Origin of the sequence: Leifsonia shinshuensis (genome assembly GCF_013410375.1) — a bacterium.
Taxonomy (GTDB): Bacteria; Actinomycetota; Actinomycetes; order Actinomycetales; family Microbacteriaceae; genus Leifsonia; species Leifsonia shinshuensis.
The window spans coordinates 3918604-3945511 of the sequence record NZ_JACCFL010000001.1 but is presented as its reverse complement, the minus strand read 5'-3'; the positions used below and the strand labels follow the sequence as shown (position 1 = coordinate 3945511).

At 69.7% G+C, this 26908-nt stretch carries 25 protein-coding genes and 2 tRNA genes; 21 read left to right on the top strand and 6 right to left on the bottom strand.

Annotation, left to right across the window (positions count from 1 at the left end; genetic code table 11):
• Nucleotides 1-56 precede the first annotated feature (56 nt).
• Together HNR13_RS18960 and HNR13_RS18955 are read right to left on the bottom strand one after the other, a co-directional pair.
• Nucleotides 57-1799, bottom strand: coding sequence for an alpha-amylase family glycosyl hydrolase (locus HNR13_RS18960; RefSeq protein ID WP_179608247.1), 1743 nt, complete (start codon nt 1797-1799; stop codon nt 57-59).
• A gap of 196 nt (nt 1800-1995) precedes the next feature.
• The gene (locus tag HNR13_RS18955) at nt 1996-2862 is read right to left on the bottom strand and encodes a pentapeptide repeat-containing protein (protein ID WP_179608245.1); all 867 of its coding nucleotides are present in this window, start codon (nt 2860-2862) and stop codon (nt 1996-1998) included.
• A gap of 127 nt (nt 2863-2989) precedes the next feature.
• Here HNR13_RS18955 and HNR13_RS18950 point away from each other — a divergent pair, with 127 nt between their 5' ends.
• The 6 genes from HNR13_RS18950 to HNR13_RS18925 all read left to right on the top strand — a co-directional run bounded on the left by HNR13_RS18950 (nt 2990) and on the right by HNR13_RS18925 (nt 8790).
• Complete coding sequence (locus HNR13_RS18950; protein ID WP_179608243.1) at nt 2990-3946, top strand: aldo/keto reductase; 957 nt, start codon at nt 2990-2992, stop codon at nt 3944-3946.
• 139 nt (nt 3947-4085) lie between these two features.
• Nucleotides 4086-4157: transfer RNA gene (locus HNR13_RS18945), tRNA-Thr, on the top strand.
• A gap of 31 nt (nt 4158-4188) precedes the next feature.
• A tRNA-Met gene (locus tag HNR13_RS18940) sits at nt 4189-4262 on the top strand.
• A gap of 147 nt (nt 4263-4409) precedes the next feature.
• Nucleotides 4410-5420: a LacI family DNA-binding transcriptional regulator gene (locus tag HNR13_RS18935; RefSeq protein ID WP_179608241.1), complete on the top strand. Its 1011-nt coding sequence runs from the start codon at nt 4410-4412 to the stop codon at nt 5418-5420.
• Between the two features lie 197 nt (nt 5421-5617).
• Nucleotides 5618-7141, top strand: coding sequence for an APC family permease (locus tag HNR13_RS18930; RefSeq protein WP_179608240.1), 1524 nt, complete (start codon nt 5618-5620; stop codon nt 7139-7141).
• Nucleotides 7138-8790 carry an amidohydrolase gene (locus HNR13_RS18925; RefSeq protein ID WP_179608238.1) on the top strand — a complete coding sequence of 551 codons (1653 nt, stop codon included), beginning with the start codon at nt 7138-7140 and terminating at the stop codon, nt 8788-8790. The genes HNR13_RS18930 and HNR13_RS18925 overlap by 4 nt, the downstream gene beginning before the upstream one ends.
• Before the next feature lie 97 nt (nt 8791-8887).
• Here the strand turns inward: HNR13_RS18925 and HNR13_RS18920 are convergent, their stop codons facing one another.
• Nucleotides 8888-9538, bottom strand: a complete 651-nt coding sequence (locus HNR13_RS18920) for a TetR/AcrR family transcriptional regulator (protein WP_179608236.1) — start codon at nt 9536-9538, stop codon at nt 8888-8890.
• A 101-nt stretch (nt 9539-9639) separates the two neighbouring features.
• On the opposite strand from HNR13_RS18920, the gene HNR13_RS18915 reads away from it, so the two are divergent.
• Both HNR13_RS18915 and HNR13_RS18910 read left to right on the top strand, forming a co-directional pair.
• Complete coding sequence (locus tag HNR13_RS18915; protein ID WP_179608234.1) at nt 9640-11031, top strand: amidase; 1392 nt, start codon at nt 9640-9642, stop codon at nt 11029-11031.
• The gene (locus HNR13_RS18910; RefSeq protein WP_343063621.1) at nt 11028-12536 is read left to right on the top strand and encodes an APC family permease; all 1509 of its coding nucleotides are present in this window, start codon (nt 11028-11030) and stop codon (nt 12534-12536) included. The genes HNR13_RS18915 and HNR13_RS18910 overlap by 4 nt, the downstream gene beginning before the upstream one ends.
• A gap of 109 nt (nt 12537-12645) precedes the next feature.
• Here HNR13_RS18910 and HNR13_RS18905 read toward each other — a convergent pair whose 3' ends face one another.
• Nucleotides 12646-13215: an XRE family transcriptional regulator gene (locus HNR13_RS18905; protein WP_179608233.1), complete on the bottom strand. Its 570-nt coding sequence runs from the start codon at nt 13213-13215 to the stop codon at nt 12646-12648.
• A 31-nt stretch (nt 13216-13246) separates the two neighbouring features.
• On the opposite strand from HNR13_RS18905, the gene HNR13_RS18900 reads away from it, so the two are divergent.
• The 10 genes from HNR13_RS18900 to HNR13_RS18855 all read left to right on the top strand — a co-directional run bounded on the left by HNR13_RS18900 (nt 13247) and on the right by HNR13_RS18855 (nt 22587).
• A complete protein-coding gene (locus HNR13_RS18900) occupies nt 13247-14167 on the top strand; it encodes a DMT family transporter (RefSeq protein WP_179608231.1) in 921 nt (306 codons plus the stop codon).
• Nucleotides 14168-14313: 146 nt separating this feature from the next.
• Nucleotides 14314-14538 (top strand): tautomerase family protein, encoded by a 225-nt coding sequence (locus HNR13_RS18895; protein ID WP_179608229.1) that lies wholly within the window; start codon nt 14314-14316, stop codon nt 14536-14538.
• A gap of 43 nt (nt 14539-14581) precedes the next feature.
• On the top strand, nt 14582-16165 hold the full coding sequence (locus HNR13_RS18890) for a LuxR family transcriptional regulator (protein WP_179609675.1): 1584 nt from the start codon (nt 14582-14584) through the stop codon (nt 16163-16165).
• A 139-nt stretch (nt 16166-16304) separates the two neighbouring features.
• Entirely contained in the window at nt 16305-17738 is a 1434-nt protein-coding gene (locus HNR13_RS18885) for a purine-cytosine permease family protein (RefSeq protein WP_179608228.1), read from the top strand.
• Nucleotides 17731-18162, top strand: a complete 432-nt coding sequence (locus HNR13_RS18880; RefSeq protein WP_179608226.1) for a RidA family protein — start codon at nt 17731-17733, stop codon at nt 18160-18162. The genes HNR13_RS18885 and HNR13_RS18880 overlap by 8 nt, the downstream gene beginning before the upstream one ends.
• A gap of 29 nt (nt 18163-18191) precedes the next feature.
• On the top strand, nt 18192-18935 hold the full coding sequence (locus HNR13_RS18875; RefSeq protein WP_179608225.1) for a sulfite exporter TauE/SafE family protein: 744 nt from the start codon (nt 18192-18194) through the stop codon (nt 18933-18935).
• Between the two features lie 26 nt (nt 18936-18961).
• A complete protein-coding gene (locus tag HNR13_RS18870; RefSeq protein ID WP_179608223.1) occupies nt 18962-20305 on the top strand; it encodes an amidohydrolase family protein in 1344 nt (447 codons plus the stop codon).
• Nucleotides 20302-21009 (top strand): fumarylacetoacetate hydrolase family protein, encoded by a 708-nt coding sequence (locus HNR13_RS18865; RefSeq protein WP_179608221.1) that lies wholly within the window; start codon nt 20302-20304, stop codon nt 21007-21009. Before HNR13_RS18870 ends, HNR13_RS18865 begins: the two co-directional genes overlap by 4 nt.
• The gene (locus tag HNR13_RS18860; RefSeq protein WP_179608220.1) at nt 20996-21919 is read left to right on the top strand and encodes a polysaccharide deacetylase family protein; all 924 of its coding nucleotides are present in this window, start codon (nt 20996-20998) and stop codon (nt 21917-21919) included. Before HNR13_RS18865 ends, HNR13_RS18860 begins: the two co-directional genes overlap by 14 nt.
• 14 nt (nt 21920-21933) lie before the next feature.
• On the top strand, nt 21934-22587 hold the full coding sequence (locus HNR13_RS18855; RefSeq protein ID WP_179608218.1) for a GntR family transcriptional regulator: 654 nt from the start codon (nt 21934-21936) through the stop codon (nt 22585-22587).
• An 84-nt stretch (nt 22588-22671) separates the two neighbouring features.
• Here HNR13_RS18855 and HNR13_RS18850 read toward each other — a convergent pair whose 3' ends face one another.
• Complete coding sequence (locus HNR13_RS18850; RefSeq protein WP_179608217.1) at nt 22672-23529, bottom strand: DeoR/GlpR family DNA-binding transcription regulator; 858 nt, start codon at nt 23527-23529, stop codon at nt 22672-22674.
• 68 nt (nt 23530-23597) lie between these two features.
• Entirely contained in the window at nt 23598-23909 is a 312-nt protein-coding gene (locus tag HNR13_RS21720) for a hypothetical protein (protein WP_246312815.1), read from the bottom strand.
• Between HNR13_RS21720 and HNR13_RS18845 the strand changes: the two genes are divergently transcribed.
• The 3 genes from HNR13_RS18845 to HNR13_RS18835 all read left to right on the top strand — a co-directional run bounded on the left by HNR13_RS18845 (nt 23884) and on the right by HNR13_RS18835 (nt 26889).
• Complete coding sequence (locus HNR13_RS18845) at nt 23884-25017, top strand: ABC transporter substrate-binding protein (protein ID WP_246312814.1); 1134 nt, start codon at nt 23884-23886, stop codon at nt 25015-25017. The two genes, HNR13_RS21720 and HNR13_RS18845, sit on opposite strands and share 26 nt — an antisense overlap.
• A gap of 70 nt (nt 25018-25087) precedes the next feature.
• The gene (locus HNR13_RS18840; protein ID WP_179608214.1) at nt 25088-26041 is read left to right on the top strand and encodes a carbohydrate ABC transporter permease; all 954 of its coding nucleotides are present in this window, start codon (nt 25088-25090) and stop codon (nt 26039-26041) included.
• Nucleotides 26038-26889, top strand: a complete 852-nt coding sequence (locus HNR13_RS18835) for a carbohydrate ABC transporter permease (RefSeq protein ID WP_343063620.1) — start codon at nt 26038-26040, stop codon at nt 26887-26889. Before HNR13_RS18840 ends, HNR13_RS18835 begins: the two co-directional genes overlap by 4 nt.
• The last annotated feature ends 19 nt before the right edge of the window (nt 26890-26908 follow it).

Genomic DNA, 26908 nt, shown 5'->3' with positions numbered 1-26908 from the left:
GGTTCCGTCCCGGATCGGGGCGGAACTCCTCCGTTGTGCGCAGGGGAGGGGCGGGCTCAGACCAGCCAGGCGGTGGTGTCGCGGGGCAGCATGCCGCCCTCGAGCGGGCCGCTCGCCAGGACGACCGTGCCCGCCGGGAGCGGCAGCGGCGCCTCGCCGAAGTTCACCACGACCGTGACCTTCCCGGAGGTGAACCGCAGCGCGTCCTCGCCGGCGTTCGCCCACTGCAGCTCGCCGAACGCGAGATCGTGCTCGCGCCGGGCGGCCAGCGCCTCCTGGTACATGGTCAGGGTCGAGCCGGGCACGCCCTCCTGGGACGACCGCGTGTAGTCCGCCCACGTCGCCGGCTGCGGGAGCCAGCTCTTCGGGCCGGGACCGAAACCGTACGACGGGTCGGCGCCCTCCCACGGGATCGGCACCCGGCAGCCGTCGCGGCCGTAGCGCTCGCCGTTGGTGCGGAACCAGGTGGGGTCCTGGCGCGCCTCGTCGGGGAGGTCGATGGCCTCCGGGAGGCCGAGCTCCTCGCCCTGGTACAGGTACGCCGAGCCGGGCAGCGCGAGCATCAGCGCCGTCGCCGCGCGGGCACGGCGCAGGGCGAAGGCCGGGTCGGGGATGCCCGTCGACTTCGGCCCGATGCCGTGGCCCTGCGGGTTGTCGCCGGTGAGCGCGAGGCGGGTGGCGTGCCGGACCACGTCGTGGTTCGAGAGCACCCAGGTGCTGGGCGCGCCGACGCTGCCGAACACCGCGATGGAGCGGTCGATCACGGTGCGCAGCGCGACCGCGTCCCACGGCGTCTCCAGGTAGCCGAAGTTGAAGGTCTGCTGCATCTCGTCGGGGCGGACCCAGTGCGCGAGCTTCTCCAGCGGCTCCACCCAGGCCTCGCCGCAGAGCACGCGGTCGCCCTCGTACTCGGCGAGGACCTGGTGCCAGTCGCGGTAGATGTCGTGCACACCGTCCTGACCGAAGTAGGGCGGCGTGACGGGCTCGCCCTCGGCGTGAGCGCTGATCTCGGGCTCCAGGACGATCCCGCCCGTGGTGGTCGCGATCGCGCCGCCGCCCATGCTGCCGGCGTTCGCGGGGGGCGTGTAGTCGGGGAGGCCAGCCTCCTTGATCATGCCGTGGGCCACGTCCACGCGGAAGCCGTCGACGCCGCGGTCGAGCCAGAACCGCAGGATGTCGCGGAACTGCTCCCGCACCCACGGGTTCTCCCAGTCGAAGTCGGGCTGCGACTTGTCGAAGAGGTGGAGGTACCACTGGCCCGGGGTGCCGTCGGGCTCGGTGATCCGGGTCCAGGCGGAGCCGCCGAAGATGGACTCCCAGTTGTTGGGGGCCTCGTCGCCGTTCGCCCCCTTGCCGTCGCGGAACAGGTAGCGCGCCCGCTCGGGGCTGCCCGGCGCGGCGGCCAGGGCCTCCTGGAACCAGACGTGGTCGCTCGACGAGTGGTTGGGGACGACGTCGATGATGACGCGCAGTCCGAGGCTGTGCGCGGTCTCCAGGAGCACGTCGAAGTCGGCGAGGGTGCCGAAGCTCGGGTCGACGTCGCGGTAGTCGGCCACGTCGTAGCCGGCGTCGTTCTGCGGCGACGTGTAGAACGGGGACAGCCAGACGGCGTCCACGCCGAGGTCGCGCAGCGCGGGGAGGCGGCGGGTGATGCCGGGCAGGTCGCCCATCCCGTCGCCGTCTGCGTCGGCGAACGAGCGCGGGTAGACCTGGTAGATGACGGCGGAGCGCCACCACTCGCGGCCGGGCGTGCTTGGCGCGAGCGTGCGGGAGGTTTCGGAAGTCGGAATGGGGATCACCTGTCTTGGCGGAGGACGGGGCGCCCTCGCGATCACGCGTCGGGGAACGATCGGGGGGCGCCGTCGCTCCGCGCGCGCCGCTGGGGCACCGGGACCGGCGCGCCGTCGTCGGCGCTGCGAGCCATGCTAGCCCCCTGCGACTGTGCGTCGCGTGTCCGGACGGCAAACTGCGCGCACGCGGATGGGCGGGTGCGGCTCAGCTCCAGTGCGCCGGGCGGTGCAGCGCGGCGGGCAGGCGGGTGCGGGCGTCGCCCTGCGCCGCGTCGAGCTGGGGCTGCGTGAGGTAGATGGCGCGGTCGAGGTCGGCGCCGTGGAGCCGGGCGTCGCGGAGGTCGGCGCCGATCAGCTCGGCCGCGCTGAGGTCGGCGTCGCGGAGGTCCGCCCCTATGAGGAGGGCTCCGCGCAGCTCGGCGCCGCGGAGGTCGGCGGCGCGCAGGTCAGCGCCGAGCAGGTCGGCGCCCGGGTGCAGGCGGGACGCTTTGACGCGGCGGGTGGCGGTGCTCGCGGCGGCGGTCCGCTCGCGGAGGGCGGCCTCGCGGGTCAGGCGCGCGGCCTCCCGCAGCAGCCGCGCCGCCGGGTCGCGGAGCTCGTCGACGTCGAGGCCGAGGATGTCGGCGGGCGCAGCGTCCGCGGCGTGCGCGACCTCATCCCAGGCGCTCCGCAGCGCGGCGTGGAGCGGCGCCGCAGCCGGCATCGCGAGCGCCTCGCGGAGGTACCAGAGCAGTTCGTGGAGCTGGCGGACGATCGGGAACACGGCGAACATCTCCGCGCGGACGCCCGCGTCGTCGCGCCAGGACCGGCCGCCGAACGTGTGCCGGGTGACGAGCTGGCCCGCGCCGAAGCAGTCGAAGACGGTGCAGCCCTTGAAGCCGCGCTCGCGGAGCTGCGGGTGGATTCGGCACCCGAAGCCGTCCTCCAGGTTGACGCACTCCTCGCCGGCCGGCTTGTCGAACGCGAAGTCCGCGGAGCGCGCGAAGGCGAGGGCGACGCAGCAGAGTCCCGAGCAGGACGCGCAGTCGGCGGAGAGCGCTCGCTCCGGCGCGGGCGACGGGGACGGAGCCATCCCTCCACAATAGGGCTGCCCTCCACAGCAGTGCCGCGCCGGTCGTCTCCCCACATCTTCGACACATTCGGAATAGCCTCCGGCCGCCCGCGTTAGCGTGGAACGACAGCCACGAAAGGATCACGGAATGACTTCACCGCGCCGCGCCATCGGAACCTCCGACCTCCAGGTCTTCCCGCTCTCACTGGGCGGAAACGTCTTCGGCTGGACCGCCGACCGGGACACGTCCTTCGCCGTGCTCGACGCCTACACGGCGGCCGGCGGCAACTTCGTGGACACGGCCGACGGCTACTCGGCCTGGGTGCCGGGCAACACCGGCGGCGACTCCGAGAGCATCCTCGGCGAGTGGTTCTCGGCGCGCGGCCGCCGCGACGACGTCGTGCTCGCGACCAAGGTCAGCCAGCACCCCGACTTCAAGGGCCTCGCTGCCGACAACATCCGCCGCGCCGCCGACGCCTCCCTCGAGCGCCTGCAGAGCGACTACATCGACCTCTACTACGCCCACTTCGACGACCCGTCGGTCCCGCTGGAGGAGACCGTCGCCGCGCTGTCGGGTCTCGTGGACGCGGGCAAGGTCCGCCACATCGGCATCTCCAACTACTCCCCGGAGCGCATCGAGGAGTGGTTCGCCATCACCGAGCGCGAGGGCCTGCACCGCGCCGTCGCCCTCCAGCCGCACTACAACCTGGTCGAGCGCTCCTACGAGGAGAAGTACCGCCCGCTGGCCGAGCGCGAGGGCCTCGGCGTGATGCCGTACTTCGCGCTCGCCGCCGGCTTCCTGACCGGCAAGTACCGCGACGGCGTGACCGTGGACAGCGCCCGCGCCGGCGGCGCGGCCAAGTACCTGGACGAGACCGGCCGCAGCGTGCTCGCCGCCCTCGACGAGGTCGCGGCCGCCCACGGCGCCTCGGTCGCGACCACCGCGCTGGCCTGGCTCGCCGCCCAGCCGACCGTCACCGCCCCGATCGCGAGCGCCCGCACCCTGGAGCAGCTGCCCGACCTCCTGGCGTCGGTGGACCTCGAACTGACCGCCGACGAGCTGGCCGCGCTCGACGGCGCGTCGGAGGCCGCCAAGGCCGCGTGAGCACGGCTCGATCGGGCGGGCACGCGCCCGCTCGATCGAGCACCGATCCGGGGTCCGGGTGGTACGAAGCACCCTCGCGAGGATGGTATCCTCGTACGGTTGCCGAAAACGGCCCGGACCCTTCCGGATGCCCGGCTTCGCCCCCTTAGCTCATTGGTAGAGCACTTCCTTGGTAAGGAAGAGGTAGTGGGTCCGATTCCCACAGGGGGCTCCGTCTCCCGGTCGCGACGACGGGAGGCCCCGGCGGGGTAGCTCAGGTGGTTAGAGCACACGGCTCATAATCGTGGTGTCGCGGGTTCGAGTCCCGCCCTCGCTACATAGCTTGAAAACACGGGGAACGGCGGCTGATGATCAGCCGCCGTTTTCTCGTTGTGTTCCTTTCCCCTTCCCTGACGTCGTGCCTTCGGAGACTCCTCCGCATCAGTTCGGCGGTCGCATCCGCCGCGCCTCTTAGACTGGCGTGATGGGGACCGACACGCGCACGGTGACGCTGCAGGACGTGGCGGACCGCGCCGGCGTATCACGCGCCACCGCCTCCCAGGCGCTGAGCGGAAAAGGCCGCATGTCGGACGAGACGCGCCAGCGTGTCCGGGAGGTCGCCGCCGAGCTCGAGTACTCGGTGAACCTGATCGCGCGCGGCCTCCGGACGGCGCGCACGGGAACCGTCGGCCTCAGCGTTCCCGACCTGACGCTGAGCTTCCGCTACTACATGGACGTCGCCTTCGGCGCGGTCGAGCGGGCCAAAGAGGCCGGAATGCTGGTCACGCTTCTCCCTCCGGCATTCGCCCAGCCGGGGATCACCGATCAACTGGACGGATTCCTCATCATCGACCCGGTCGACGGCGACCCTCTGACCGAGCGTCTGCTCGCCGGGCCGAAGCCGGTCGTCACGGGCGAGGACCCTCCCGCGGGTACGCCGGAGCCGTTCGCCGTGGTCTACGGCGACCACGATTCCGCGATGCGGCGACTGCTCGATCACGTGTGGGAGCGGGGCAGCCGCCATCCGGCTGTGATGCTCCCGGACCCGTCGATGGCGTGGGGGCGCGACATGGCGCGCGGATACGCCGCCTGGTGCGCCGAGCGCGGCATCCCCGAGCGGCGGGTGCTCAGCTGGTTCGACGCTCCGATGGAGGTAGTCCGGCGTGAGCTGGACGACCTGCTGGCCGGCCCTGGCCGGCCCGACGCGATCATCTCGGCCCCGGAGGGCGTGGCGATCGTGGCGGTGGAGGCGATCCGCGCGGCCGGGCTCGTCCCAGGCCGGGACGTTCTCGTCGCCAGCTATGTCGACTCGGACGCGCTGAGCGTGATGCAGCCCACGGTCACCTCCCTCGACCTGCACCCTCGGGAGATGGGCATCCGGTGCATGGAAGCCCTGATCGCGGCCCTCGACGGAGAGCCGGCGGGACGTCGCGTCCCCGTCCCGATCGACCTCATCGAGCGGGAGTCGACGCAGGGCATCGCGCAGGACCACTGATTTCGCATCGAGAAATCGATTAGGCATCTTGTTTTTCGTGTGGTGAATCGATTAGTCTTCACGAAATCGATCGCGATTCGTGACACGTCGGAAACACTCCCCGCTTAGCGTCGGAGCCACACACACCTCGACAAGAGCCGTCACGGAACGCCCGCTATCCCCGAACCGCGTCGTCTCGAGCAAAGGAGCCGGGCACAATGGAACTCACGAAAGACAACCAGCCGCAGGCGGCGGCAGCACCGCCCACCGAAGCCCTCCGCCGCAACGCCCTCGGCACCGGAGGGATCGTCTTCATGGTGATCTCGGCCGCCGCCCCGCTCACCATCGTCGCCGGGGTCGCCCCGCTGGCGATCCTGATCGGCGGCGTGGGGGCGCCGCTGGTCTACACGTTCGCCGGCGTGATCCTCGGCATCTTCGCGATCGCCTTCATGGCGATGACGCGGCACGTCCGGGCGCTCGGCGGCTTCTACACCTACATCACGGAGGCGCTCGGCAAGCGGGTGGGCCTCGGCTCGTCGTTCGTCGCCCTGTTCTCGTACAACGCCCTCCAGATCGGGCTCTACGGGCTGATGGGTGCGCAAGGGCACGACCTGCTGAAGACCGAGTTCGGCATCGACGTGCCGTGGTGGGCGATCGCCCTCGTCGGCATCCTCGCCGTGTTCGCCGTCGCCTACCGCGGTGTCGACGTCGGCGCGAAGGTCCTCGGTGTCCTGCTGAGCCTGGAGGCCCTGATCCTCGTCGTCTTCGCCGTCGCGGTGCTCCTGCACGGCGGGGCGGAAGGCGTCACGTTCGGCACCTTCTCGCCGAACGCCTTCCTGGCGCCGGGCATGTTCGGCATCCTCGGCTTCGGGTTCGCGGCCTTCATGGGCTTCGAGTCGACGGCGCTCTATCGCGAGGAGGCCCGCGAGCCGCACCGCACCATCCCGCGCGCGACCTACATCTCTGTGGCGTTCATGGCGGTGTTCTACGGGTTCGTGGTCTGGGCGATCGTCATCGCGGTCGGCGAGAGCCACGTGCAGGCGGCCGCGGGCAAGGACACCGCCGGGCTCGTCTTCCAGCAGGCCGGCCGCTACCTCGGCCCGTGGGCCGAGCTGACGATGTACATCCTCATCCTCAGCAGCGTGTACGCCTCGCAGCTGGCGTTCCACAACGCGATCAACCGCTACACGTTCGCGCTCGCCCGCGACGGGGCCCTCCCGCACGCGTTGCACCGCACCAACCGCTTCGGCTCGCCGGCGGCTGCGGGCGCCTTCCAGACCGTGCTGGCGCTGGTGGTCGTGATCTTCTTCGCGATCGTGAACGGCGACCCCTATCTGCAGCTGCTCCTCTGGGTGAACAGCCCCGGAGTGATCGGGATCATCGTCCTCCAGGCGCTGACCTGCGCCGCGGTCATCGTCTACTTCGTCCGGCACCGCGAGGTCGCACGCAAGTGGTATGTCATGCCGTCCGCGATCGTCGCTCTCGTCGCGATGACCGTCGTGCTGTACCTGCTGTGCGCCGACCTCGACCTGCTGACCGCGGGCGGCCCGGTCGTCGACGGGATCGTGCTCGCCACCATCCCGATCGTGTTCCTCGTCGGAGTCGTGCTCGCCACGGTGTGGAAGCGCACGCGACCGGACGTCTTCGCCCGGATCGGAGGAGCGGAGGTCGTTCCTGCGAGCCTGGACACAGCGGGCGACGCCGTCTCGGGCGACGGGGTCGCCGAAGGAGGGCAGCGATGACCGACACGATCGACTTGCTCCTGATCGCCGACACGGTGCTCACGCCCGAGGTCATCGCCTCCGCATCGGGGAGGTCCCCGGAGCGCACCGCGATCGCCGTCCGCGACGGGATCATCGTCGGCATCGCCTCCGAGGCCGGTGCGCATGCCGCGGGCTGGCCCGCCGCCGCTGCCGAGGTCCTCGACGTCGGCGACGCCACGGTGAGCGCCGGCTTCGTCGACGCCCACATCCACCCGATCATGGGGCTGCAGCTCACGCGCGGCCTCGACCTCTCGGGGATCACCGAGCGGGAGGCCGTGCGAAGCACCATCGCCGCCTACGTCCCCGAGCGCCCGGCTGACGAGGACTGGATCCTCGCCTGGGGTCTCGACCCAGCGGCGTTCGGCGGCCGCGAGTTCGGCAACGATCTGCTGACCGGCATCGACGGAGGCCGCAAGCTGTTCATCACCCTGTTCGACGGCCACTCGGCGCTCGCCTCGGCCGCCGCGATCGAGGCGGCCGGCGTGCGGGGCGACGAGGTCTTCTCCGACGCGTCCGCGCTCGGGCTCGACGCAGACGGCCGGCCGAACGGGATGCTCTACGAGTTCTCGGCGCAGGACCTGGTGCTCTCGCACGTCCCCGAGCTGACCTTCGACGACCGGGTGCAGCAGCTCGCCGACCTGCTCGGCGGGATGGCCGCGACCGGCATCGTCGCCGGCCAGATGCTCGACCTCATGGCAGCGGACTCGTTCGATCTGCTGGAGGAGCTGGAGCGTCGGCAGGACCTCCCGATCCGCCTGCGCATCTCGCCGTCGGTGTTCCCGGGCTTCACGCGCGAGGACCTCGAGCGCCACCTGCGGTTCCAGGAGCTGGCCGGCCGCCGCTGGTACGTGCGCGGCGTCAAGCTGATGATCGACGGCACCATCGACAACGGCACCGCGTGGCTCTTCGAGCCGGACACCAAGGGCGAGTCCACCCAGTCCATCTGGCTCGACCCGGCCGAGTACCGGGAGGCCGTGCGCTTCTTCCACGAGCACGGCATCCCGACCACGACGCACGCGATCGGCGACAAGGGCATCGCGTTCGTGGCCGAGACGCTGTCGGCGCTGCCTGCGAGCGACGTGCAGCACCGCATCGAGCACATCGAGACGCTGCCCGACGAGGTGCTCGACGAGATCATCGCGTCGGGCGCCGCGGCCAGCATGCAGCCCACCCACTGCACGCTGTACACGCGCGCCGACCACACCGACAACTGGTCGCAGCGGCTCGGCGACGAACGCGCCGACCGGGCGTGGCGCACCCGCGACCTCCGCGACCGCGGCGCCATCCTCACCCTGGGCTCCGACTGGCCGATCGCGCCGTACGACCCACGCGGCGTCGTCGCGGCCGCCCAGCTGCGCCGCCCCGCCGGACGCGAGGAGGTCGAGCCCGTCCGCCCCGACCAGTCGCTGAGCGCGCGGGCGGCCGTCGAGGGCTATACGAGCGAGTACTGGCGCAGCGTCGGCGAACCGGGAGGTCGGATCGAGCCGGGGCTGCCCGCGGACCTGACCGTGTGGGCGCTCAACCCGCTCACCACCGATCCAGACGCTTTCGCGGAGTCCCCTGTGATCCTGACCGTGGTCGGCGGCCGGCCGTCCGTCAGCCCCGCGTCGACCGTCGACGCCGGCTGATCGGGGTGTCGCGGGTTCGAGTCCCGCCCTCGCTACATAGCGTGAAAACACGGGGAACGGCGGCTGATGATCAGCCGCCGTTCTTTCGTGTGATCCGTCAGATGCTGGAGCGGTGGTCCGTCGTCACGCCGGTGAGTGTCCCCTCGATCCCCGCGAGGATCGCCTCGATGCCGCGCTCGTACATGCCGACCGAGCGCAGGTCTCCGAGCGGGGTGGAGGCGCCGGCCACAGCGCCAGGGCGGGTCGTCGTGCGTGCCCGGACGACCAGGAAGCCTGTCGCGAAAGCGTCGGAGATGCCCAGGACCCGCCGGGCGTCGTCGGGCGACAGTCCCGCGCGTTCGAGGCTGGCGAGCACCGACTCGAGGTGGGAGGCGACCGGCTCGGCGTCGTAGGGGGCCAGGGCGAGGAGCTCGAACGCGTGGGGGTGGCGTTCGGCGAGTTCGCGGTAGGCGCCGAAGAGGCGGACCAGGACGTCGCGCCAGCCGTCATCGGCATGGGACGTGTGGGCGACGACGTCCAGCTCCTCGATCAGCCGCTCGAGGATGGCGACGATCAGGTCGTCGCGGTTGCGTACGTGGCTGTAGAGGGTCATCGTGCCGCAGTCGAGCTCCGAGGCGAGGGCACGCATGGTGAGGCTGTCGATCCCGTGCTCCTCGATCACGTCGATGGCGGTCGCTGCGACGGTGCGACGGTCCAGCGACCCACGCGGGCGCGGGTCTCGAGCACGGGGCGCTTGACGTGGGGCCATGGAAGTAGGGTAATAGATCGTACTTAGTACGGTACTTAGTACCAAGGTTCGCAAAGGAGCGATATCTCTTGACGCAGGAATCCACCCGTGAGCGGCGATCCATGAGCCTCCACCATCTGACTGCGACCGACGCCGTGGCGCTGTTCCGAAGCGGCGAGCTCTCGCCCGTGGAACTGCTGGACGCCGTCGTCGCACGCACCCGCGCCGTCGAGCCGGTCGTCGGGGCCGTCACCGAGGAACTCCTCGACGACGCGTACGAGGCGGCGCGCGAATCCGAGGCGCGCTACCGCAACGGCACCGCTCGCGAGCTGGAGGGCATCCCGCTCATGCTCAAAGAGGAGCAGCCGATCGCCGGTCGGCTCTCCGAGGAGGGGTCCCTCCTGGAGCAGGGGCGGATCGCCGACGAGACCCACCCGATCATCTCCCGCATCCTGGCGAGCGGCGCCGTGGTCCACGGCCGCACCACGACCCCCGAGTTCTGCTGCGCACCGGTCACGCACACCGCCCTGTGGGGCATCACCCGCAACCCGCACAACATCGCGATGACCCCCGGTGGATCGTCCGGTGGGTCGGGTGCGGTGCTGGCGGCGGGGGAGACGGTCCTCGCCACCGGCTCCGACATCGGCGGCTCGATCCGCATTCCGTCGTCGTACTGCGGCGTCGTCGGCTTCAAAGCGCCCTTCGGCCGCATTCCCGGCCTCTCGCCGTTCAACCAGGACACCTACTGCGCCGACGGCCCGATGGCTCGCAGCGTGGCCGACACCGCCCTGCTGCAGAATGTCATCGCGGGGCCGTGGTCCGGCGACCAGGCCTCCCTGCGCCCCACCGTGCGGGTCAGCGGCGAGGTGACCGACCTGACCGGGATGCGGATCGCCCTGTCGTACACGCTCGGCGGTTACGCGCCGACCGCCGAGGTCGTCGCGAACACCACCGCATTCGCCGATGCCTTGCGGGCTGCCGGTGCAGTGGTCGAGGAGGTCGACCTCCCGTGGACGCCGGAGAAGGTGCTCGAGATCGCCTGGGCGCACTTCGGCGGCATCATGGGTCCGTTCATCGAGAGCGTCGGCGAGGAGGATCCTGCGCGCGTCGCCCAGCTCATGCCCTACACGCGCGCCTTCATCGAGGCCGCTTCGAGCGCGGGGAGCTTCGCCGAGGGGTTGGCGGCCGAGACCGGGTTCTACCGCCCGCTCGGCGCGGTGCTCGACCGGTACGACGCACTGGTCTGCCCGACCATCGCGAACACCGGGATGCCCGCGGACGCGGCTTGCACCGACAGCGCCGAGGTGTTCTCCCAGCTGATGACGCTCCCATTCAACGTCGTCGGCCGCGTGCCCGTACTCGCCGTCCCGTCGGGACGCGCCGCCAACGGCGTCCCCACCGGCGTGCAGGTCGTCGGTCGCACCTACGACGACCCCACGGTCTTCCGGATCGGCGCCGCCGCCGAGGCCGAGCTCGCGCTCACCTCGAACCCGGACTGGTGGCCGGCCCTGTGAGCGGCGAGACGACGGCGCCGGGCGCCGAGGTGCGGCAGGCGCCAGCGGCGGCGCAGACCGGCGCCGCCACGACCGGCGCCCTCAAGGGCGGGTCCCTCGGCGTCACCGACATCGTGTTCTTCGTGGTCGCGGCGGCGGCGCCGCTCGCGGTCATGGCCGGCGCCGCACCGCTCGCCTTCAACCTCGGCGGGATCGGGGCGCCGGGGGCGTACGTGTTCTCCGGAGTGGTGTACCTGCTCTGCGCCGCCGGGCTGACCGCGTTCTCGCAGCACGTCCGCAGCGCCGGAGCGTTCTACGCGTTCATCGGGAAGGGCCTCGGCCGCCCGGCAGGCGCGGGGAGCGCGATCGTCGCGCTCGTCTCGTACGCACTGATCTGCTTCGGTTTCTTCGGCTTCCTCGGCTTCTACGCGAACAGCTCGATCAAGGATCTGACGGGGGCCGACATCCACTGGTCGGTGTTCGCGCTGGCCGGCGCCGCAGCCGTCGGCGTCCTCGGCTATCGGCAGATCACGGTCGGCGCCCGATTGCTCGGCGTGCTGATGGGGCTGGAGGTGCTGATCCTCGTCGTCCTCGCGGTCGCGGTGCTCGCGACCGACGGCGCGAAGAACTTCAGCGCGGAGCCGTTCGCACCCGCCAACGTCTTCAACCCGGCCTCCGGCGGAATGTTCGTGCTGGCGCTGGGAGCCTTCCTCGGCTTCGAGAGCACCGCGATCTACTCGGAGGAGGCGAAACGGCCGGCCCGGACGGTGCCGCGCGCGACGTACCTCGCGGTCGCGTTCCTCCCGCTCTTCTACGGGTTCATCACCTGGGTCGCGACGGCTGCGCTCGGCGTGGACGGGCTGGAGAAGTACGCGCGGTCGGCCGACTTCCAGAACCTGTACTTCATGCTCGCAGGCTCGTACCTCGGCCCGTGGGCGAAGGTCACGATGGACATTCTGATGCTGACCAGCATCTTCGCGGCGACGCTCGCGTTCCACAACGCGACCTCGCGCTACATGTTCGCCCTCGGCCGTGACGGGATGCTGCCGCGGTCGGTCGCACGGACCCACCCGCGCTTCGCGTCGCCGTACCTGGCGAGCCTCGTGGTCAGCGGGGGATCGGTGCTGCTCATCCTGATCACGCTCGTGCTGGGCGGCGACCCGTACCTCCAGCTGCTGCTCTGGACCAACGGTGTCGGGATCGTGGGCATCGTCTTCCTGCAGGCGCTCTGCATGCTGGCGGTCATCCGGTTCTTCTGGAGGGACCGTCGAGGCCACTCGCCCTTCCGGGTGTTCATCGCGCCGGCGCTCGGCGGCCTGGGGCTGGCCGTCGGCCTCTGGCTCATGCTGACCAACTTCGACCTCCTCACCGCGATGACCGGCTGGATCAACCTCGCACTGGTCGGCCCGCTGTTCGTCCTGGGCGCGGTCGGAGTGTGGTGGGCGCTGCGGCTGCGGAGGAGACAGCCGGAGGCGTACGCGCGGCTGGGGAGGTCGGAAGGGCTGCCCGACGCGCACGGCACATGAGCGGGCGGGCGCGGAGCCGGTAGAGGCGCGTCCGGAACCACGACGGGCAGCTGTGCGTTCGGATTCGCGGGGCGCAGTCGGGGCTGGATACGGCGCAGAACGTCGGCCGTCAGGAAACGACGATACGCAGGAAGCGGGCGCCCTCCTCGCCCTCCGGCTCGTACGTGTAGGGCTGGGCGCTCGAGAAGACCGCGTGGTCGCCGTGGCGGAGGAGGAGGTCCCCGCCAGCGTCCAGGCGCAGCCGTACCGCACCCGAAAGGACGACGGCGATCTCGTGCCATCCGGCCGGGTCCGGGTCGGCGTCGTAGCGCTCGCCCGGCGCGAGCTGCCAACTGAGCACCTGTGCTTCCGAGCGAGCGGCGACGGCTCCCACGAGCCGGCCGATGCTCGTGGTGGCGGTGCCGCGCCACACCGCGACGTCGAGTTCCGCCGGGTCGAGGTGCTCCTCAGAGGCGACGTGGGCGACGACGAGGTCGGTGAAGGTCGCACCGAGCGCGCCGGCGAGGCGGTCGAGGGCGACCAGGCTGACGTTCGTCTCGCCGGCCTCCAGGTTGATGATGGTGCGGCGGCTGATCCCCGAGGCCTGGGCGAGCGCCTCCTGGCTCAGCGAGCGGTCGCGGCGCAGACGGCGCAGGTTCTCCCCGAGGTGGGCCAGGACGCTGGTGTCGCCGGGTTGCATGTGCACTATTCTGCACCATAGGATGTGCATTATGTTGCACATCGCCAAGCGTGTCCGGTTCTCCGTGAGCCGGTACGAGCTTGCGTTGATCGCGATCACGGCGTTGTGGGGGACCACGTTCCTGATCGTCCATCTGGCGATGGCGCACACCGGCCCCTGGTTCTTCGTCGGGCTGCGGTTCGCTGTGGCCGGGCTGGTGAGCGTGGCGGTGTTCCACCGCTCGCTGATGCGCATCCGGTGGCGCGAGCTCGGCGCGGGCGCGGCGATCGGGGCGGCGATCGCTCTCGGCTACGGGCTCCAGACCGCCGGGCTGGCGACCATCCCGAGCAGCACGTCCGCGTTCATCACCGCGTTCTACGTTCCTCTGGTTCCGCTGCTGCAGTGGCTGGTGCTCCGTCGTCCGCCGCGCCGGATGACGCTCGTGGGCGTCGGCTTCGCGTTCGCCGGGCTGCTGTTCATCGCCGGTCCCGCGGCGTTCACCGTCGGGCTCGGCCCCGGCGAGATCGCGACGCTGGTGAGCACCGTGCCGATCGCGGCGGAGATCATCCTGATCAGCGCGTTCGCCTCCCGCGTCGACGCCCGTGGCGTGACGATCGTGCAGCTGCTCGCCGCCGGCGCGTTCGGTTTCGTCGCGATGCCGCTGACCGGGGAGGCGGCGCCCGCGCCGTCGTGGGACTGGCTGGTCCCCGCGATCGGGCTCGGCATCGCGAGCTGCCTCATCCAGCTGACCATGAACTGGGCGCAGCGGCACGTCTCGCCCACCCGCGCCACGATCATCTACGCGGGCGAGCCGGTCTGGGGCGGCATCGTCGGACGGCTCGCGGGCGACCGCATGCCGCTCACCACAGTCGTCGGTGCGCTCCTCGTGGTGGTCGGCGTGCTGGTCAGCGAACTGCGCGGTCGCGGAGCGCGGCCGGCGGAGGAGAAGCGCGTCCTGGTGGGCACGGAGTAGGCGGTGCGCGCGGCATGGCCCGTTCGGGCCACTCCTTCCCTTCGAACAAGATGGCCGATCCGGCCGAAGCGGCACACGCCCGGCGACCGCGATCGTGAACGTAGTGCTCCCGATGGGCGGGAGCGATTCCAGGAGGAGGCGGACTGATGCCGCTCATCAATGTCAAGGTCATCGAGAACGTGTTCACCGCGCAGCAGAAGCAGGAGATCATCCGGGTCCTCACCGACGCCATGGTCACGATCGAGGGCGAGAACATGCGCCCGGTCACGTGGTGCGTGGTCGAGGAGGTGCGCAGCGGGGACTGGGGCATCGCGGGCAACCCGTTGACCACGAGCGACGTGAAGTCGCTCGCGGCGGGGGTCGCCGTCTGACACCGTTGCCGTGAGGCGCTTCGCGGGCGAAGCTGGCCTCGTGATGGAGTCGCCGGCGCTTGCCTCGGCCCAGGACGCCCTCCGACGCGGGGCGTGGGCCGAGGCCGTCCGCGGGTTCTTGGCGGCCCTGGAGGGCGATGAGGCGCCCGAGGCCCGGGAGGGTCTGGCGCAGGCGTACTGGTGGCTCGACGACGGGGACGAATCCTTGGCCTCGCGCGAGGCCGCCTACCGCGGGTATCGCAAGCGCGGCGACGACCTGGGCGCCGCGCGCGCCGCGACGTCGCTGGCGTGGGACGCCGTCCTCTTCGGGCGGGGAGCCGCCGTCGCGCGGGGATGGTACGCGCGCGCCGCCGATCTCCTGCAGGGCCTCCCGGTTCACGCGGAGCACGGCTGGCATGCGGTCCGCGGCGCGGAGCTCGCGCTCACCCTCGATGACGACACGGACGCCGCGCTCGCGTCCGCCCGCGTCGCCGGCGCGATCGGCAGGGAGCTGGCCGACGACGATCTGGCGTTCGCCGGCCAGGCGTACTCGGGGCTCGCGCTGGTCATGGCGGGCGATGTGGACTCAGGGATGCACCTGCTCGACGGAGCGGTCGCCGCGGCGACCGCGGGCGACGTCGCCGACCCGATGTGGATGGGCAAGATCTGCTGCTGGCTCATCGTCGCCTGCCGCCAGTCGCAGGACATCGAGCGGGCGGCCGAGTGGTGCGCGCGGGTGGAGGCGATGAGCGCGGCCCGCGAGCTCGCCCCGCTGACCACGGTGTGCCGCATCCAGTACGCCGCGATCCTCGTCTCGCGCGGCTCGTGGACGGTGGCGGACGCCCAGCTGCGTCGCACGCTGGACACGCTCTCCGGGTCCCGACGGGAGTCCCGGGTCGAAGCGGTCGCCGAGCTGGGCGAGCTGCGCCGCCGGCAGGGGCGGCTCGCGGAGGCGGAGGCCCTCCTGCGGCAGGCGGAGTTCTTCGGTCCGGCGGTCGTCAGCCGGGCGCGCCTCCGGATCGACCAGGGGGAGCCGGCGGCGGCGTGGCTGGACCTGTCCGGCCTCCTCGACGCGATCCCGTCGGCGAACCTGCTCGCCCGCGCGGCCGTGCTGCCGACGGCCGTGGCCGCGGCGGTGGCGATCGACGACCTGGACGACGCGCGACGACTCGCTGGCGAGCTCGACGCCATCGCCCGTCGGGTGGCGACGGAGCCGCTGCGCGGATTCGCGGCGGCCGCTACCGGGTCGGTGTCGTCGGGGGCTCCCGAGCTGACCTGGTGGCGCGAGGCGGTGCGGTGGTTCGCTGCGTCCGGGCTGCGCTACGAGGAGGCGCACAGCCGGCGCTCCCTCGCTGACGCCCTAGCGGCACTCGGCGACGTTGCCGGAGCGGCCGAGCAGCGCGCCGCCGCCGCCGCGATCCTCGACGAGCTCGGCGTGCGTTCCCCGACGGAGCCGACCGGCCTCACGGCGCGCCAGCGCGAGGTCCTCCGCCTCATCGCCCGCGGGATGACGAACGCCGACATCGCCCGCGAACTGACGGTCAGCGAGCACACGGTCCACCGGCATGTCGCCAACATCCTGCTGAAGCTCGGCCTCGGTTCACGCACGGCTGCCGCCGCGTACGCTGCGCGGGAGCACCTGATCTAGGTGTCGCTCCCTTCCGGTCGAGGATCATGGTTGACATTGCATGCAATGCGCACATAGCATTCAATCATCGGTCGGGACGCGACGTCACCGGCCACCGCGAAGCTCCAAGAATCAACGGCGACAACAGGAGAATCAACCGATGGATACCGAGAACATCCCGATCGAAGGGCCGATCACGCAAAGCACGTCCGTCATCGAATGGACGGGCCTGGCGCCGATCCCCGCAGCCGAACGCCACGGCAAGCCCTGGCATGTCGGAGGGCTGTGGTTCGCAGCCCAGCTCGTGCCGAGCGCGCTGTTCCTCGGCGTGATCGGCGGTCCAGGCGGTCTGAACCTCAACTACTGGGCCGCGACGGCGGCCATCGTCCTCGGGAACGTCCTCGGAGTGATCGGGCCGGCGGCCTTGGGCCTCACCGGACCCACGACCGGTCTGCCATGCCTCGCCCAATCGCGCGTCCCGTTCGGTCGGCTCACCGGCGTCGCGGGTGTCCTCGCCGCGCTGACCAGCATCGCGTTCATCGCGCTGGGCGCCATCTTCGGCGCTCAGGCGCTGGAGGTGGCGTTCGGCCTGAACCCGACCGTCGCGATCCTCCTCGTGTTCCTCCTGGAGGGGCTGGTCAGCGTCGCGGGCTACCGGATCCTGCATCTGTTCGAACGTGTCATGGCCTTCGTCGTCGCGGCCGGATTCATCCTCATCACCGTCGTCGTCCTGGCCGACGTCGGGGGCGTCCAGACGGCTGCCGCCAAAGCCACGACAGGCGGAGTCGGCTCGTTCTTCCTCCTGGCCGCGATCAGTTTCGGGTTCGCTTTCGGCTGGGCGCACAATGCGCCCGACTACTGCCGGTACCTCCCGCAATCCACTTCGAAGCCCCGGCTGTTCTGGGCGACGTTCACCGGGATCGCGGTGGCGTGCACCTGGGTCGAGGTCCTGGGCCTCACCGCGAGCTCCCTCCTCACCGGGAGCTCACCGATGGCCTCGATCAACGGGTTGGTCGGAGGGGGCGCCATCGGCGTGCTGGTGATGGTCGCGATGTACCTGGGCGTCGTGGCCAATGCGGCCGTGGCCCAGTACTCCGCGGGACTGCAGATCCTCGGAGCGGGTATCCGCCTGCCCAGGCCGCTGGTGACCGCGATCGTCGCTGCTGTCGCCCTGGCTCTGACGCTCTATCTGGAGGGCGGCAACCTCAGCGACAAGTTCACGAACGTCCTCCTTCTGGCCACGTACTGGATCGGCCCCTTCGTCGGGATCTGGATCGTGGTCTGGGCGCGCAAGCCCGACCTCGCCCTCTTCATGAAGACCGCGACGACGCGGAACTCGGCGCTCCGCCCGGGCTGGGCGGCACTGGCGGCGATCATCATCGGCTACCTCGGCGCACTTCCGTTCTCCAGCACGGCGGTGGGATCGGACCTCGCCCAGAGCCACAACGCCGCTGCCGTGCTGGTGGGTTCGGTGTCGCGGCAGGCTCTCGACGGAGCGGACCTCGCGTACCCCGTCGGCATCCTGCTCGGCGCCCTGGTGTTCGCCGTCCTGACCCGCGGACCATTCACGAAACGAGGAGATCAGTATGTATGAGTACATCGACGCCGGGCTGGAGGCGCATTGGTCCGCCTCCCTGGCAGAAGCGACCGGTCTGGCACGGCCCCCGTTCGCCCCGGTCGTCAAGACTTCCGGAACCACGGTCTACCTGTCCGGCCAGACGTACCCGATCATCGGCGTCAGCGGGCAGAAGCCGGCGGCCGAGGCTTCTCTCGAGGAGCAGACCGAGGCCTGCTTGGCCAACATCCACAATCTGGTGCGTGCGGTCGGCGGGACGAAGGACGACATCGTCAAGGTCGTCATCTACAACACCCGGATGAGCGACCAGGCGGCGGTCAATGCCGCGTACCTGCGGTTCTTCGACAGTCACCGCCCCGTTCGCACCCATGTCGAGGTCTCGCGCCTCGCCGATCCCGATCTGCTGATCGAGATCGAGGCGACCGCCGTCATCGACGGCTGAACCCGACCTCGCTCGAAAGGAGGGTGGAGATGGCACCGTACTCGTGGCTGCTGCTCGCCGTAGCCGGGCTCGGCGCCGGCGCCGTGAACGCGGTCGGCGGGGGCGGATCCATGATCTCGTTCCCGGCCCTTCTCGCGACGGGACTGCCGCCGATCCCCGCCAACGTGACGAACGCCGTCGCGGCGGCGCCCGGCTACCTCGGCGGGAGTCTGGGCTACCTGCCCGAACTGGCGGGCCAACGCAGACGCATCGTGCTCCTCTCGCTGGTGAGCATGGTCGGCGCCCTCGCCGGTTCGCTCCTCCTCCTCCAGGTCCCGTCCGACGTCTTCCGGAGCCTCGTGCCCTGGTTGATCGCCGGCTCGGCTGTTCTGCTCGCGATCCAGCCGGCGCTGAAGTCGCGCCTCCGAACGCGGTCGCCCCGCACGGCGGCCCTCGTCACGTCCCAGATCGTCATCTCGATCTACGGCGGCTTCTTCGGCGCCGGGCTGGGAATCATGATGCTCGCAGCGCTCGGCATGTTCATCGACGATTCCCTGCACCGGATCAACGCGCTGAAGGGACTGCTCTCCCTCGTGGTCGGGTGCGTCTCCGCACTCTTCTTCACCCTTCTCGCCCCCGTCGCCTGGCCGGAGGCGCTGGCTCTCGCAGTCACCGGCTTCCTCGGCGGCCGACTGGGGGTCCTCGTCGCTCGGCGGATCCCGGCCCGCTTCATCCGCTGGGGAGTCGTCTGCTACGGCCTGATCTTGGCCATCGTGTTAGGAGTTCACTGGTGAAAACCGCTCAGCCCCAGAGTGTTCTCGTGAGGGACGTCACCGTCCTGAGCATGGACCCGGAGATCGGCGATCTGCCGCGCGCCGACATCGCCATCGTCGACGGGACGATCGTCGACGTGACCGCCTCCGCCGGGGAGGGCTCGTACGACCTCGTCATCGACGGGGACGGGATGATCGCACTGCCCGGCTTCGTCGACACGCACTGGCATCTCTGGAACAGCCTGCTGCGCGGGGTCGTCTCCGACGCGCCGGGGCGCGACTACTTCGCCGTCAAGCGCGCGCTCGCCCCGGTCTACACGAGCCAGGACTTCTACTGGGCCGCACGATTCGGCCTCGCGGAGGCCATCGCCGCCGGCATCACGTCCGTCCACAACTGGGACCACAACGTGCAGTCGCCGGAGGATGCCGACCTCAACATCCGGGCTCAGCTCGACGCCGGCATCCGGGGGCGGTTCTCCTACGGTCCCCGCGACTCCACCGCGTCGGACCACCCGATGGACCTCGAGGACCTTCCGCGCCTGCTCGAACGCTGGCCGGAAAGCCGCACCCGCGGCCTGATCCACTTCGGCGTCGCCCTGCGCGGCCTGTACCGAACGCCCCGGGTCGTCTGGCAGGCCGAGTGGGACACCGCGCGCTCGCTGAATCTGCCGATCACGATGCACTGCGACCGCTGCCTCCGCGAAGACAACTGCCGCAACTGCGGTCTCGGTCTGCTCGCCGAGAACGGCCTGCTCGGCAGCGACGTCCAGATCGTCCACGCCGTGCACGCGTCGCCGGCGGACATCCAGGCGGTCGCACGCACGGGAACGCGGATCTCGCTCAGCCCGATCACCGAGCTGCGGACGATGGGATTCCCTCTCCTCACCGAATTCCTCGAGGCCGGCGTCTCGGTCTCCCTCTCCACCGACACGCTGGCCATGCCGACCTCCCCGGACGTGCTCGGCACGTTGCGCGCGCTCGAGGCCGTCGAGCTGGCGCGAACGGGCAGGTCGGTCGTCACGCCGCGGGGACTGCTCGCCATGGCGACGATCGAGGGGGCTCGCGACCTCGGGCTCTCGCACGAGACGGGATCGATCACGCCGGGAAAGCGCGCCGACCTCGTCCTCATCCGCCGCGACAGCAATCTTCAGCCGCCGGGGGATCCGTACGAAGACCTCGTGCGCCAGGGGCGCGGCGAGAACATCGACACCGTCATCGCCGATGGCCGCCTTCTCAAGCGAGAAGGGAAGCTGACCCGGCCCTCCGATCGGCAAGCGGTCGACGATGCCGCCCGCTACACGGCGGACCTGCTCGAACGGGCGCGCTCGCACGGCCACTGGCCGCCTCCCGGCGCGCTCGCCACTCCGGAACCAACCGAAAGGAAGCCATGACCCAGCTCTGGACGATCCCGCAGACATCGGCGCCCATCGCCGGTTCACCGGATCGCATCCCCGTGAGGCGCATCTACTGCGTCGGCAGGAACTACCTCGACCACATCAGGGAGATGAAGGAGGGCGACGAGCGAGACGACCCCTTCTTCTTCCAGAAGCCGACGGACGCCGTCGTCGAAGACGGCGCGACGGTTCCCTACCCGTCGCGCACCGCCGACTTCCAATTCGAGGGCGAACTGGTCGTGGCCATCGGAGCCCGCGCGCTCGACATCCCGGTCGAGCACGCGAATGAGGTGGTCTGGGGTTACGCCGCCGGCCTGGATCTCACGCGCCGCGACCGCCAGCGCGACTGCCGGGCGATGGGCCTCTCCTGGGAGGCCGGCAAGGCCTTCGATCATTCCGCGCCCGTCGGCCCGTTCGTTCCCGCGGCGGCCGTCGGCGACCTCGAGAGCGCCGCGCTGACCGTGACGGTCAACGGCTCGATCGCGCAGCAGACGCAGCTGAGCCTGATGATCTGGAACGTTCCCGAGATCGTGTCCCACCTGTCCGCCGACTACGAGCTCCGGCCCGGGGACCTCATCTTCACCGGGACGCCCGCGGGAGTGTCGTCCCTGGTCCCCGGCGATGAGGTCGCGGTCGATATCGACGGAATCCCCCGTCTCACCGTCACCATTGGAAAAGGAGTGGAAGATGCTTCCCACTGAGCGAATCGAATACAGCCCGATCCACAGCCGGGCCGACCGGGTGTCCCTTCCCGGCGACGCCAACGTGGCCGTGTGGCTGATCGTCAATGTGGAGGAGTGGGACCCGCTTCAGCCGATGCCCCGAACCGTCCTGACGACTCCTCCCGCCGGCGGGGTTCCCACTCCCGACATCCCCAACTGGGCGTGGCACGAGTACGGCAACCGCGTCGGCTTCTGGCGACTGCTCTCCATCATCGACAAGCACAGCATTCCCGCGGTGCTGGCGATCAACGGCGCCGCGATCGACTCGTATCCGCCGATCGTGGAGGCCGCGATCGCACGCGAGTGGGAGTTCATCGGACACGGGCTCACGCAGCGCAACATGCAGAAGGTCGACGACGAGCGACTGGACATCCGGCTCACGACCGAGGCGATCGAACGTGCCTCCGGAGTCAGGCCCCGGGGCTGGCTCGGACCCGGTCTCACCGAGACGTGGGAGACGCCCGACATCCTCGTCGAAGAAGGCTACGACTACGTCTGCGATTGGGTGCTCGACGATCTGCCCACCTCGCTGACCACCCGCTCGGGTCGGATCACGAGCATCCCCTACACCCAGGAATGCAACGACGTGGCGATGATGCTCATCCAGCACCACCCGGCGGCCGAGTACCGGAACCGGGCGATCGATCAGTTCACCCAGCTCAGGGAGGACGCGATCGCCACGGGGATTCCCCGCGTGATGGCCCTCGTGGTGCACCCGTACATCATGGGAGCGCCCCACCGTGCGCGATACGTCGATGAGGCGCTCGCGTACATCCTCGGTCACGAGGACGCGGTGTTCTGCACCGGGCAGGACATCCTCGAGAGCTACCTCGGCGCGTCGGCGCACGCGCGGGCGGGCGCGTCCACTATGCCGGAACGCACACAATGAATACACTGCAGGCAATGAGAGCAGAACCGGATGCTTCAGCGGGCAGCGCCGACATGGTCTACGAGGCCCTGAGAAGGAAGTTCTCGAACGGAGAGCTGGCTCCGGCGGAGAGGCTGACCGAAGCCGCCCTCGCGGAAGAGCTGGGAGTCAGCCGGACTCCGATCCGCGAGGCCATCGGGCGGCTGCGCGCCGACGGCCTCGTGGTGGGCGCGGCGAAAGGCGTCGCCGTCGCCACGCTGAGCGGCGACGAGGTCCGTCAGCTCTACGTGCTGCGCGCGCGCCTGGAAGGCCTGGCCGCCGAGCTGGCGGCCCAGCGCCAGTCCCGCGGAGAGCTGGCGCCGAAGGAGGTCCGGCTCATCCGCGAAGCAGCGGAGTCGGTGGCTGCTGCCCCGACGCCGCGCGCGGCCGCCATGGCCAACCTCGCGCTCCACCGCGCGATCGGTCGCAGCGCGGGAAATCCGATGCTCTTGGACGCCTTGGGGAGGGTGTGGGACCGCATCGCGGTCTCGACAGTGTCGAACCTGAGCGATTCGGCGTGGATGCAGGTCGTGGAGCAACAGCACGACGAGGTCATCTCCGCGATCGAGGACGGCCGGCCGGAGGTCGCCCGGGCAGCAGCCGAGCAGCACATCGACGCTGCGCTCGAGCAGTATCTCCGCACGCACTGACGGGGCGCGGCCGGCCCGCTCGCCGGGTTGACGGCAGGTCGCTCACGGATCCGCGTGTGGTGAAGGCGAGCGCGCGGCGATGCGTCAGCGGCCGTCCTCCGGCACGATCACTTCCACCTTGCTGCGGCGCAGCGCCGTCAGGAGGTCCTTGGGCGGGCGCTTCTCGCTGATGAAGTAGTCGGCGGAGGAGAGCGCACCCACCTGCGCGAACAGCCGGCGGTCGAACTTCGCCGAGTCCGCCAGGACGGCGACGCGCGTCGCGCGCTCCATCATCGCCTCCATCATCGCCGCGTCGCTGAGGTTGCTCGTGGAGTAGCCGCCTTCGGCGGACACGGCGCCCACGCCGATGAAGGCGAGATCGGCTTGCAGCTCGATGTCGTTGGTCCCCGGCATCAGCCGCAGCGACACCGGACCGGTGGTCGTCTGGCTGAGCGTGCGCACGGCCCCGCCGAACATGTACATGTCGCGCAGCACGGCGGGCGAGATCTCTGCGGGGATGCGGAGGTTGTTCGTGGCGATCGTGAGGTTCCGATGCTTGCGGAGGTGCCTGGCGACGGCGAGTGTCGTGGTGCCTCCGTTGAGCATGATCACCGATCCGTCCTCGACCAAGGAGGCCGCGAGCATCCCGATGGTCTCCTTCGCGTCGGCCTGCACGTGCAGCCGCACCTCGAGCTCGGTGTCCGGACGGTTGCCCGCGGCCAGGCTCACGGCGCCGCCGTGGGTCCGGATCACCAGGCCTTCGGCGTCGAGCTGGTCGAGGTCGCGCCGGATGGTGTCGAGGGAGACGCGGAAGTGCGATGCGAGCCGGGCCACGGTGACCTCCCCGACCTCTGACACGTAGGCGGCGAGCTCGACCTTCCGCCCGGCAGGCAACCGCTTCGCGGTGGCGGGGTCGGCGTCCGTCTCTTCCGCGTCCCGCGGTTCGCTCACTGGCTCCCCCATGTGCATGCTCCTTCGCCAACTCCAGTAGAAAACAGCATAGAACAGCACCGCTATGCGTGCATAGCTCATCACGAGTTGGTAACTGTCTGCATCTTCTCGCTTGACCATGCGATTTCGAGAGGAATAACATGCAAATAGCTGCAAAAAGCAGAATAGAACAGCAAGTCTTCCAGTGAGGGGAGAATCATGAGCAACGAAGCTCGGTTGCCGCGTCGCCGCGTCCGTTGGGCGCTCAGCGCGACCGCGGTCGCTGCCGCGGCGGCCCTGGCGTTGAGCGGCTGCACAGGTGGTGGTGGGGGCAGCGGCTCCGACCAGAAGGTGACGTTGACGTTTTCGCAATGGTGGGCGCCCGAGATGCCCAACGGAGCACTCCAGGGCATCGTGGACTCCTTCCAGAAGACGCACCCGAACATCACCGTCAAGCTGATCAGCGCACCGTTCGCGTCGCTTCAGACGCAGACCATCTCGCAAGCGGCCTCCGGCACGCTCCCCGACATCGTCGGGCTCGACGGAGCATGGGTGAACCCGCTGTACAAGCAGGGCGCCCTCTACAACCTGAGCGATGCGATGAAGGCGGCGAAGTACGACCCGAGCGAGCTGGCCAGCCAGGTCCAATTCAAGGGCAGCACGTACATGATCCCGACGGTCAACTTCGTCTACCCTCTCTTCACCAACGACGCGATCCTGAGCAAGGCCGGCATCACCACGCCGCCGTCCACCTGGAGCGAGTTCACGGAGGACGCCAAGAAGATCAGCCAGTCCGAGAACGGCGTCAAGGGCTGGGTGGTCCCGCTGGGCACGACGAACCCCAACGGCGCCCAGAACGACATCCTGTCGTGGGCCTGGGCTTCGGGAGGGAGCATGCTCAAGAACGGCGAGCCGAACCTGACCAATAACCCCGATGTCACGGGTGCGGTGAACCTGGTCAAGGACCTCGTCAACGCGAACGCGGTGCTGCCCGGGGCGAACGGCCTGCAGGAGACCGACAAGGTCACCAACTTCATCAATGGCCGCGTCGGGATGATGATCGACTCCCTCGCCCACGCGACGACGATCGTCAAGGGCGCGCCCGACCTGAAGTTCACGGTCTCGGCGCAGCCGGCCAAGGACGGCTACAGCGGCACCCGCGGGATGATGTACGCGTCGTGGGGCATCGGCATGTCGGCCAAGACGCAGCACGCGACCGAGGCGTGGGAGTTCATCCAGTACCTGATGGGCAAGGAGGCCAACTCCAAGCTCTCCACCCTGGCCAACGGGTTCCCCGGCAACAAGACCGCCACGCCCGACTTCACCGGCGCCGACCCGCACTTCAAGGACGCTTTCGCGATCTACCAGAAGAGCAAGCCGGTCAACGAGTTCGTCGGGCTGCCCGCGGCCGACCAGCTGATGACGTCGTTCCTGACCGAGTTCCAGAAGAACGTCGCAGGCCAGCAGAGCACGTCCACCATGCTGCAGAACGTCCAGGACCAGTGGAAGAAGCAGTTCTGACCTGCTTCTGACCGAGCGGCCGGTCGCATCCGGGGAACGGATGCGGCCGGCCATCCGGGAAGGGACCCTCATGACCGTCTCCTCGCCTGACACGGCGACGACCACCACCTCCCAGCCACGCAAGCAGCCGGCGCCGCAGGCGCACGGCCGACGCGGGCGGCTGGAGCCCTATCTCCTGATCGCGCCGACCGTGCTGCTCGTGCTCGGGCTCATGGTCGTACCGGTCGTCATCGTCGTCGGCTACTCGCTGTTCGACAATGTCGTCACCAACCAGAACCCCCAGTTCGTCGGCGTCGCGAACTACGTCACGGTGCTGACCGACCCGAACTTCTGGAACTCCGTCGGCAACACGCTGATCTTCACCGTGGCCAGCGTCGTCATCCACATGACCATCGGCGTGCTGTTCGCCCTGATGCTGAACTCGAAGCTCGTCCACACGCTGCCGAAAGTCATCTTCCGGGCGATCTACATCCTCCCGTGGATCTTCACCGCGACCGTCGTGGCGGTGCTCTGGCGGTTGCTGCTCGACCCGTCGGGCGTCATCAACTACGTCCTGACCACGCTCGGGATCCTGCACGAGGCGGTGCCGTGGCTGGCGACGCCGGCGACGGCGCTCATCGCGGTGACGGTCATCAACATCTGGTCCGGGTACCCGTTCTTCATGATCAGCCTGCTCGCGGGACTGCAGGGCGTTCCCACCGAGCTGTACGAGGCCGCGCGCGTCGACGGCGCGGGACTCATCCGCCAGTTCGTCAGCGTGACGCTGCCCGCCCTCCGGCCGATCCTCTACAGCATGGCGCTGCTCGACCTGCTCTGGACGACGCAGCAGTTCACGCTCATCTGGGCCACCACCGGCGGCGGCCCGATCAACCACACCGAGGTGCTCAGCACCTACACGTACAAGCTGGCGTTCAACAGCTATCAGTTCTCGATGGCCTCCACCAGCGCCGTGCTGATCCTGATCGCTTCCCTCTTCGTCGCGATCTTCTACGTGCGCCAGCAGAGGAAGGCGAGCCAGCTGTGACCATCGTCATGAAGACCAGGACCCGACGCACCGTGGGACGGGTGCTCCTGTACATCGGGCTGCTGGCAGGAGCCGTGTTCGCGGCGTTCCCGGTCGTGTGGATGCTGTCGAGCTCGTTCAAGTCGAACGCCGACATCTTCGCCTACCCGCCGCGGCTCGTCGACAGCTCGTTCTCGTTCCAGTCGTATGTCTCGGTCCTGACCGATCCCGTGAAGGTCGGTTACTTCGTCAACAGCTACATCGTGGCCATCGCCGTGGTCATCATCACACTGGTGATCTCGCTGCTGGCGGCCTACGTCTTCAGCCGCTACGAGTTCGCGGGCAAGTCGATCATCCGCGTCGTGATCATCGGCGTGCAGGCGGTGCCGCCGATCACGCTGCTGATCCCGTTCTTCGGCATCATGGTCGGGCTGCAGCTCTACAACACCTACCAGGGGCTCATCATCACCTACGTGGTGTTCACGCTGCCCTACGCGATCATCATGATGACCGCGTACCTGGACAGTCTCCCGCGCGAGCTCGATGAGGCCGCCCGCATGGACGGGGCGGGGGCGATGGCGATCCTGTGGCGGATCTTCGTGCCCATCTCCGTTCCCGGCATGGTCGCCGTCGGCCTCTACACCTTCATGATCTCGTGGAACGAGTACCTGTTCGCGCTCACCCTCACGCAAACCGACGACCGCCGCACCGTGCCCGTCGGCATCCAACTCCTCATGGGTCAGAACAACTACCTGTGGAACGAGGTGATGGCCATGAGCATCCTCGGTTCGATCCCCGTGCTCGTGCTGTTCCTCGTGTTCCAGAGGTACTTCGTCGGCGGTCTCGCGGCCGGCGCCGTGAAGTCCTGAACCTGACGAGCGTCCGATC

Coding starts and splice junctions, on each gene's coding strand:
- HNR13_RS18930 (WP_179608240.1), top strand. CDS start 5,618: ATGGAACTCACGAAAGACAACCAGCCGCAGGCGGCGGCAGCACCGCCC.
- HNR13_RS18875 (WP_179608225.1), top strand. CDS start 18,192: ATGGCACCGTACTCGTGGCTGCTGCTCGCCGTAGCCGGGCTCGGCGCC.
- HNR13_RS18880 (WP_179608226.1), top strand. CDS start 17,731: ATGTATGAGTACATCGACGCCGGGCTGGAGGCGCATTGGTCCGCCTCC.
- HNR13_RS18885 (WP_179608228.1), top strand. CDS start 16,305: ATGGATACCGAGAACATCCCGATCGAAGGGCCGATCACGCAAAGCACG.
- HNR13_RS18840 (WP_179608214.1), top strand. CDS start 25,088: ATGACCGTCTCCTCGCCTGACACGGCGACGACCACCACCTCCCAGCCA.
- HNR13_RS18920 (WP_179608236.1), bottom strand. CDS start 9,538: ATGGCCCCACGTCAAGCGCCCCGTGCTCGAGACCCGCGCCCGCGTGGG.
- HNR13_RS18850 (WP_179608217.1), bottom strand. CDS start 23,529: ATGGGGGAGCCAGTGAGCGAACCGCGGGACGCGGAAGAGACGGACGCC.
- HNR13_RS18950 (WP_179608243.1), top strand. CDS start 2,990: ATGACTTCACCGCGCCGCGCCATCGGAACCTCCGACCTCCAGGTCTTC.
- HNR13_RS18855 (WP_179608218.1), top strand. CDS start 21,934: ATGAGAGCAGAACCGGATGCTTCAGCGGGCAGCGCCGACATGGTCTAC.
- HNR13_RS18890 (WP_179609675.1), top strand. CDS start 14,582: ATGGAGTCGCCGGCGCTTGCCTCGGCCCAGGACGCCCTCCGACGCGGG.
- HNR13_RS18905 (WP_179608233.1), bottom strand. CDS start 13,215: ATGCAACCCGGCGACACCAGCGTCCTGGCCCACCTCGGGGAGAACCTG.
- HNR13_RS18895 (WP_179608229.1), top strand. CDS start 14,314: ATGCCGCTCATCAATGTCAAGGTCATCGAGAACGTGTTCACCGCGCAG.
- HNR13_RS18915 (WP_179608234.1), top strand. CDS start 9,640: ATGAGCCTCCACCATCTGACTGCGACCGACGCCGTGGCGCTGTTCCGA.
- HNR13_RS18900 (WP_179608231.1), top strand. CDS start 13,247: ATGTTGCACATCGCCAAGCGTGTCCGGTTCTCCGTGAGCCGGTACGAG.
- HNR13_RS18845 (WP_246312814.1), top strand. CDS start 23,884: ATGCCCAACGGAGCACTCCAGGGCATCGTGGACTCCTTCCAGAAGACG.
- HNR13_RS18935 (WP_179608241.1), top strand. CDS start 4,410: ATGGGGACCGACACGCGCACGGTGACGCTGCAGGACGTGGCGGACCGC.
- HNR13_RS18860 (WP_179608220.1), top strand. CDS start 20,996: ATGCTTCCCACTGAGCGAATCGAATACAGCCCGATCCACAGCCGGGCC.
- HNR13_RS18925 (WP_179608238.1), top strand. CDS start 7,138: ATGACCGACACGATCGACTTGCTCCTGATCGCCGACACGGTGCTCACG.
- HNR13_RS21720 (WP_246312815.1), bottom strand. CDS start 23,909: ATGCCCTGGAGTGCTCCGTTGGGCATCTCGGGCGCCCACCATTGCGAA.
- HNR13_RS18865 (WP_179608221.1), top strand. CDS start 20,302: ATGACCCAGCTCTGGACGATCCCGCAGACATCGGCGCCCATCGCCGGT.
- HNR13_RS18955 (WP_179608245.1), bottom strand. CDS start 2,862: ATGGCTCCGTCCCCGTCGCCCGCGCCGGAGCGAGCGCTCTCCGCCGAC.